This is a genomic window from Paenibacillus agaridevorans (assembly GCF_003112455.1).
GTDB classification, from domain to species: domain Bacteria; phylum Bacillota; class Bacilli; order Paenibacillales; family Paenibacillaceae; genus Pristimantibacillus; species Pristimantibacillus agaridevorans.
On record NZ_BDQX01000369.1, the window covers coordinates 1 to 7,245 of the forward strand.

The following is a 7,245-nucleotide window of genomic DNA, read 5'->3' on the forward strand; positions in this document are numbered from 1 at the left end:
TCAGCCGCAGCCGCTCCCGCAGGTACGCCTGGCCGGCTTCTCCTTGCGGCACGGCACGCCTTTCCAAAAGCCGCCTGCCCTCGTCCCTGTTGATCGTATACATGTTGACCTCATTGGACGGATGACAATGCAGCAGCCCCGGCTCCTGGACCGTCAGATCCTCGCGGCTCAGAGCGAGCGGCGGAGTCTCCGGCTTAAACACGCGGTTCATCCAGCTCACCACAACGTTAGCCATGTTGACCGAATAAGCGTGGCCGCAATCGTCCAGAAACAATCCCAGCTCGCTCTCTCGGCCATACAGTCGATAGATGTCCGCCGCGTCGTGATACAAACGCTGGGTGTTGCGGTAGTCGAACAGATCGTCCTCCCGGCCGCCGACGATCAAGCACGGCTTCGGCGCCTGAAGCGCGATCAAATCCGTAAAATCGATGCCGTGCGCGATCAGTCCCGTACCCAACTGCTCGGGACAGCTCGTATACCAGTCCGTCAAATGCAAGGATTCATGCTCGTTCAGACAACAGACCGGCGCCAGAAAACGGACGCGCTCGTCGAGCAGCGAAGCATAGATCGTTGTCGCGCCGCCGCCGGATACGCCGGTCATCGCCACGCCGCCCGAGCTAAAATCGATATCGTCGCGAGTCTCCAAATAATCGATGCAGCGGATCGCATCCAGAACAAAATGCGTGTTGCTCCAGATGCCCGTCAGGTAGCCGATCAGCCCGTTGGTAAAATGATTGTTGAGATGGCCGATCTCTCCGGCCACGCCCGGCGGGTCGAAAGAGATTGCCGCGTAGCCGTTGCGCGCGAAAATCTGCGCGGAAATCTGATAGCTTTCACCCGTCTTGCAGCTGTGCCCCGTCGGGCAGACGACGCCCGGATAAGGGCCCGGCTGCGTGGGCAGATATACCGTTCCATTGACCTCCCAGCCCGGATAGGATTCAAAGATGACGTTCTCCACCCGATAGTCGCCAAAGTGATGACGGCTTACTACACGCGAAGTGATCGGTTCCCTGTCATACATAAAGGAAGGGAACGCGGCCCTAATCGTATCCAGCAACGGTCGGCGCAAGCTGTCCCACTCTTCCTGGCTCACGGCCCGGCTTCTCGCGTTCGCCAGCTTCTTTAGCTGCTGCCGGCAGCGCTCCGCGATCTCCTCGCGGAGCTGCATGTCGGCTGCGCAGCCCGTCTCATTTAATATATTCATTGCTGCAATGCGGCGTAACGATCGTTGACCGCCTTGGTCAGAGCCTCTCCTCCGGACGAATTCCACAGCTTGACGAAGTCGTCGAAGCCTTGATCCAGATTAATTTCGCCGATAATAAACTTGATCAGGTGTTCGTCGCGAATCCGGTTCAAGTCCGGGTATTGGGACGTTTCCGGAACGATAAACGTAAGCAGGCTGCTAAAGGCCGGGACACCTTCCGTTGTCTGTTTCTTAAATGCGGCCTGCTCCTTCGACAGATCGAATTGCGACATGTAGCTGGACTTGGTGCCGAAGATGTTGTAATAGCTGCTTGCTCCGACCTTTGCTCCTCGCTCCGTCACGTTTACGTACTGTTCCTTAGGCGTCGGAACACCGTCCACGAGATCATAGTGCTCTCCCTCAACGCCAAAGTACGTCATTTTATAAACTTCTTCATCCGAAACCATCGCTTCCAAAATTTCGAACAGTTTATCCATTTTCTTTGGATCCTTCGCTACCTGTGCGCCCATCCCGACAAAGTTGTTTTTGACTCCCCATGAGAAGCCGGCATTGTCTCCGTAAGGACCGACCAGCGGCTTGCCTACAACCAGCTCCGTATCCGGATTTTGTCCCTTGAATTCCGGTCCGATGGCGATCGAATAGCTGTTCCACATGCCTCTGTCGATAATGCCGGATCTTCTGTTGGCCAGATCCTGACGGGTTTTGGCGTAATCCGTCGTCAGGAACTCCTTGTCGATAACGCCGTCCTTGTACCACTTATTAAGCACTTTAAGCGCCTCGCGAGTACGCTCGGTTACCATCGCATTGACCAGGCTGCCGTCTTCGGCTTTTAACCAGGCGCCGGGACTTGTTCCGTATGCCGAGTAGACGGAGTTGAACGCCAGCGTTGCCAGAGAGTCCTTGCCGCTGCCCGAATAACCTATCGTATCCGCTTTGCCGTTTTTGTCGGGATCGTTTTTCGCGAAGTAATAGACCACTTTCTCGAACTCTACCAGCGTCTCCGGCGCTTTGTCGAAGCCGGCCGCCTTAAGCCAATCGCCGTTGTAAGCAGGCATGAACGGCGTAAGCCCTTCCAGCCAGTAGAGCGGAATCGCGAAGTTTTTGCCGTCTACGACAGCCAGGTCCCAGATGCTAGGATCCATCTCGTCGACGGATGCCGCGTATTTAGGCATCTTCTCCCTGATGAGATCGATCGGCAGCTCGGCCAGCAGGCCCTGATTGGAGTAATCCAGAATTTCCCCTTGCGACCACAAGAAGAACAGATCGGGAACCTCTCCCGTTGCAAGTCGAATGTTCAGATGCTCCGTCCAGCTGGTACGGTCTACGCGCATGTTCTCTATTTTCACGTTAAAACGTTCTTCCAAAAACTTCTGAACCGGCGTCTCGTCGCCTTCTGGCGGATCAAAGCTCAGCCAAAGCAGATTGATCGGCTCCTCTGCCTGTTCGGATGGAGCGGACGAAGCCGTTCCCGACGGAGCAGTTGTCTCGCCGCTGGCAGAAGGTTTGTTATTGCCCCCTCCGTTCGTGCACGCCGAGAGCAGCATAATGACAGCAAGCACTGCCGTTAGAATTTTCCATTTAACGCTCTTTTTCACACCTGTTTCCTCCCTTTTTTAAATCCTCATCTATGAAAAATTGCTGGCAGGACTCGTTCAAAAAGTCCGGTTCTTTTTGAACAAGCTTTTAGCAAATTTTTCCGGTACTTGCATTTGCCTTGCTACTCCTTTAAGGAACCGATCATGACTCCCTTAACGAAATACTTTTGCAGAAACGGATAAACAATGATAATCGGCCCCGTAATGATCATAAGCACGGCAGCTTTGACCGTCTCCGGCGTCACGGTTTCCTGACCCGGCTGCTGGGACATCAGCATCCGCAGCTCCATGTCCTGATTTTCCACGACCAGTCTGCGCAGATAGATCTGCAGCACGATTTTGGTCTGGTCCTGAATGTAGATCAACGCCTGAAACCATTCGTTCCAGTAGCGGACCGCGGACCACAGCGTAATCGTCGCGATGATCGGCGCCGACAGCGGCAGCACGACCGAGAACAGAATGCGAATATCGTTGGCTCCGTCCATCCGGGCCGAATCCTCCAGCTCCTGGGGGATGCCGATAAAGAAGTTGCGCAAGATCAGGAGCGAGAACGTAACGAACAGGCTCGGGATGATGTAGACGAGCATGGAATCGTACAGTCCCAGACTTTTAATCAGCATATAGGACGGAATAAGGCCGCCGCTGAAAAACATCGTCATCACGATAAACAAGGTGTAAAAACGACGATCCGGCAAATATTTTTTGGACAAAGGATAAGCGGCCATGACCATCACGACAACCGATAGCACAGTGCCGACAACCGTCCGGAATATCGTATTGCGGAAGCCGTACCAGATTTGCGTAGATGAAACCGCTTTCCGATATGCCTCTAAGGAAAACTCCTGAGGAAACAAATGGAGTCCCGGCCGAATCGCTTCCGACGGCGTGCTGAGCGAGATCGACAGCACATGGATGAAGGGATACACAAACAGAACGCTTAATCCGGCAATAAACATTACCGCGAACACTTGAAACCATTTTTCGCCGATTGTCATGCGTGAAAACATCGTATCTCCTCCTTAGAAAAGCCCTTCCTGGCCCGCTTTTTTAATGAAGTAATCGGTTCCCAAAACCAGGAGGAGAGCGATCACGTTTTTAAACAAGCCGACTGCCGTCGTCAAACTGTACTGCATTTGAGACAGACCGACCCTGAATACGTACGTATCCAGAATATCCGCAACTTCATATACAGCAGGATGATACAGATTCAATATCTGGTCGAAGCCCGCGTCCAAAATGCCGCTGATCTGAAAAATAAACATGATGCAGATGACCGGTAAAATGGAGGGCAGCGTAATATGCAGCGTTTGCTTCCAGCGGCCGGCTCCGTCGATGCTTGCCGCTTCGTACAGATTCGGATTAATCGACGCCAACGCAGCCAAATAGATAATCGTACCCCAGCCGACCTCTTTCCAAATACTCGTGGTCACCAAGGTGAATCTGAAGTAGTCGGGATCGCCCAGAAAGTAGATCGTATCGAGCCCGAGCATCGTAAGAATGTAGTTGACGATCCCCGTGCTTGGCGACAGAATCGTGCCAAACAAACCCGCAAGAATGACCCATGAGAGAAAATGCGGCAAATAGCTGATCGATTGCGTAACCCTTTTAAACACTTTTCCCCTGATCTCGTTAAAAATGAGCGCCAGAACGATAGCAGCGGGAAATCCGAAAATAATGTGATACAGACTGATGACTACGGTATTGCGAAATACTCTCCAAAACTGGCTGGTCGAGGTAAACATAACTTCGAAGTGCTTAAATCCTACCCAGGGGCTTCCGTTAATCCCTTCCAATACGCGAAAATCCTTAAACGCCAGCTGCACGCCATACAGAGGAGCATATTGAAAAACCGAATACCAGATCAAAGCCGGGAGCAGCAAAATAAACAGGTACTTATGCTTTTTGTAGCGCTTCCATCTACTTTCAGCCGTCAGCTTCCTGTTCCTTGTCAAGGATGCCATAGAGCAAGTCTCCATTTCTGTAAATTTTGTTGCCGCATTTCGTATGGCCTGCCCTCAGTTTAGAAGCGAAACCCCTATCGAATCCAGTTCAGATTCATGTCATTTTGTATAATTTGAAGCATAAAAGCGGCTTTCCTCCCGGAAAGCCGCCAAATCATCCTGATATGGGTTGTTAGACGACCTCGGTCTGAACCGCGGCCGCCCGCGTAAGCTTGCGGTATTGGTTAGGCGTTACTTCGTATTTTGCCTTAAACTTCGTGCAAAAATATTGGACGTTGCTGTATCCGGCCCGTTCGGCGATCCGGGTCACCGATTCTTGGCCGTCCCGCAGCAGCTCCGCCGCAAGCTCCAGCCGAGCGCGGCTCAAATACTCGATAAACGGCACATGCAGCACTTCGGCAAACAGCTTCGAGATGTAGGAGGGAGAGAAGGATACCAGCTCGGCCACCCCATCCAACGAAATATCTTCATGCAAATGCTCATGAATATAACGCTGAATGACGTTGATCGTCTCGGCATGAGCGTGAGGTGCGTCGCTGCTCAGCCAGGCGATCATCTGCCTCACGTCGACCTTGATCCGTTCCAGCCCTTCTCCCAGCGTGCCTTCTTTAAGCGTCCGGGACATGTCGGGAATTTCCAGCCGATCGGACAACCGATAATGAAGCGCCATGCGGCGCATGCACACGCTAAGCTGCATCAACGCCCATTCCGCCGTCTCGATGCCGCAGCCTCCGTCGATCAAGGTGCGTTCGAACTCTTCCAGATACATTGAAACCGCTTCCATATCTTGTGCGTGAATCCCCTTCTCGAAGCGTTCGAAGTTCATATCCTCCAGCGCATTGCGGCGAGCCTCGACCTCGTGAAAGCCGACAACGGCGGAAGGACCGAACAGAAACTCGTATCTGGCCGCGTGCTTCGCCTCGCCGAACGATTCGGAAACTAGAGCGAGCCTATCCGTCGTACGCCCATACCCGGCGGAAAACCGGCAAACTCCGCTTAACTCTTCTTGCAGCGATCGCAGCGTCTCCTTGACTGTCGCGTCCGCGCCCTGCTCTTCCGGCTCCAGCACGAACAACACAACCAGCTCCTCCCGAGAGACAGCCAAAGCGTCCCACTGGAACGGTTTGTTGTGGAACTGTTGGCCGAGCGTCCCAAGGTCCAGCTCTCCGGAGCGCAGCCGGATATACGCCACGGCAAACTGCGACCGTTCCGCGAACGAATACGATCCGGCTTCCTCCGTATCACCATGAATCAGCTTCAGCAGCCGCGTCTTCTCCAGACTGCGATGAAGCGTCTGAAGATTGCTCATCATTTTTTTTAGCGGCACGTATACCCGCCTGGACATAAGCAGCGAAATCGCCAGACCGGCGACGGCGGCTACAATGGAGGCGACAAACAAATTATGCTGCAGCTTCTTCGATTCGATCAGCAGCGAATCCAGCGGCCTCGCTACGTAAAACCCCCAGCCGAACCTGGACAGGCTGGCGGGAGAATACGCCCATACCGTTGTTCGGCCCGCTTCTTCCCTCACGGTCACCGACGCGGCCGTCCCCGCCAGCTCGTTTGAGCGGTCAAATCCGGCCGCCGCCTGTCCCGAGTTCGTCAGCAGCGTCTTGCCGTCCTCATCGACGATATAGAAACGTTCCTCTTTGGAGCTCAACATCCCGCCGAGCAGCCCGGTCACGTAATCGAGACTGACGTCCAGATACAGATAACCCTTGGCATTGTCGTGCGACGATCCGTAAGGCAGCGACTGCAAGTAGGTCATCACCCGTTCGCCCTCGCCGCCGTCGCGTATCGTCCAGCGATTTAGCGGGAATCGGCTCAGTTCGCCGAGAAACCCGGCATCCTTGGAATTTCCGGGTTTCTCGTAAATATACCGGGAATCGACGGTATATCCCGTTTTTAGAAAATGCACGGTTATATTGGACAAGCCCTCTTGCGCCAGCTTGGCATTTTGAATGTCATTGTGCAAAACAAGAAACCGGTAACCCAGATTGCCGTTCGGTTCGTCCAGCAGCAAGCCCAACCCGTCGTATTTTTGGAAAGCGGTGGAGACCACTTTATCCTGAAACAGCTCCTCGTAGCGCTTGAGAACGGTCGTCTCCAAATAATCGCGAACGTGCTGAAGCCGGTACAAGCTGTCGCGTGATACCTCCTTGGCCACCAAAGCCTGAGAGTTGGAAAACAAATAAAATCCGAAAGCGCCGATTACGATAACGGTCAATGTCGCAAAAATAATAACCGATTTAATGAGGTCTGTCTTATGATCGCCTTTGGAAAACATGCCGTTCGCCCCCTCGAATGGTATGTTCGCTTTACTTGAAGACTTCCCGATGCAGCGTATATTTGGCAAGACGCTCCAGATTTACGTTATAGCCGATGCCCGGGCCTTGCGGCACTTCGATCCGGCCGTCACGCATGATTACGGCAGGATCGACGATATCCTCTTCCCAATAATTCGACGAAGCTGCCGTATCGCCGG

At 53.4% G+C, this 7,245-nt stretch carries 5 protein-coding genes and 1 pseudogene; all 6 read right to left on the reverse strand.

The window, feature by feature from the left end; all coding sequences use genetic code 11:
- The coding region (locus PAT3040_RS28680) for an alpha/beta hydrolase family protein (RefSeq protein ID WP_181376897.1) at window positions 1-1,204 on the reverse strand (1,204 nt) is incomplete at its 3' end.
- A complete protein-coding gene (locus PAT3040_RS28685; RefSeq protein ID WP_108995373.1) occupies window positions 1,201-2,799 on the reverse strand; it encodes an extracellular solute-binding protein in 1,599 nt (532 codons plus the stop codon). The genes PAT3040_RS28685 and PAT3040_RS28680, both read right to left, overlap by 4 nt.
- A gap of 122 nt (window positions 2,800-2,921) precedes the next feature.
- Window positions 2,922-3,806, reverse strand: coding sequence for a carbohydrate ABC transporter permease (locus tag PAT3040_RS28690; protein WP_087569616.1), 885 nt, complete (start codon window positions 3,804-3,806; stop codon window positions 2,922-2,924).
- 12 nt (window positions 3,807-3,818) lie between these two features.
- Window positions 3,819-4,760 (reverse strand): ABC transporter permease, encoded by a 942-nt coding sequence (locus PAT3040_RS28695; protein ID WP_214628080.1) that lies wholly within the window; start codon window positions 4,758-4,760, stop codon window positions 3,819-3,821.
- Between the two features lie 172 nt (window positions 4,761-4,932).
- Window positions 4,933-7,047: a helix-turn-helix domain-containing protein gene (locus PAT3040_RS28700; RefSeq protein ID WP_108995375.1), complete on the reverse strand. Its 2,115-nt coding sequence runs from the start codon at window positions 7,045-7,047 to the stop codon at window positions 4,933-4,935.
- 31 nt (window positions 7,048-7,078) lie between these two features.
- Window positions 7,079-7,245: pseudogene (locus tag PAT3040_RS39100) on the reverse strand (o-succinylbenzoate synthase); the annotation flags it as partial.

What these genes read in the sequence shown, in the direction of transcription:
- PAT3040_RS28690 (WP_087569616.1), bottom strand. Translation starts at nt 3,806, where the DNA reads ATGTTTTCACGCATGACAATCGGCGAAAAATGGTTTCAAGTGTTCGCG.
- PAT3040_RS28695 (WP_214628080.1), bottom strand. Translation starts at nt 4,760, where the DNA reads ATGGCATCCTTGACAAGGAACAGGAAGCTGACGGCTGAAAGTAGATGG.
- PAT3040_RS28700 (WP_108995375.1), bottom strand. Translation starts at nt 7,047, where the DNA reads ATGTTTTCCAAAGGCGATCATAAGACAGACCTCATTAAATCGGTTATT.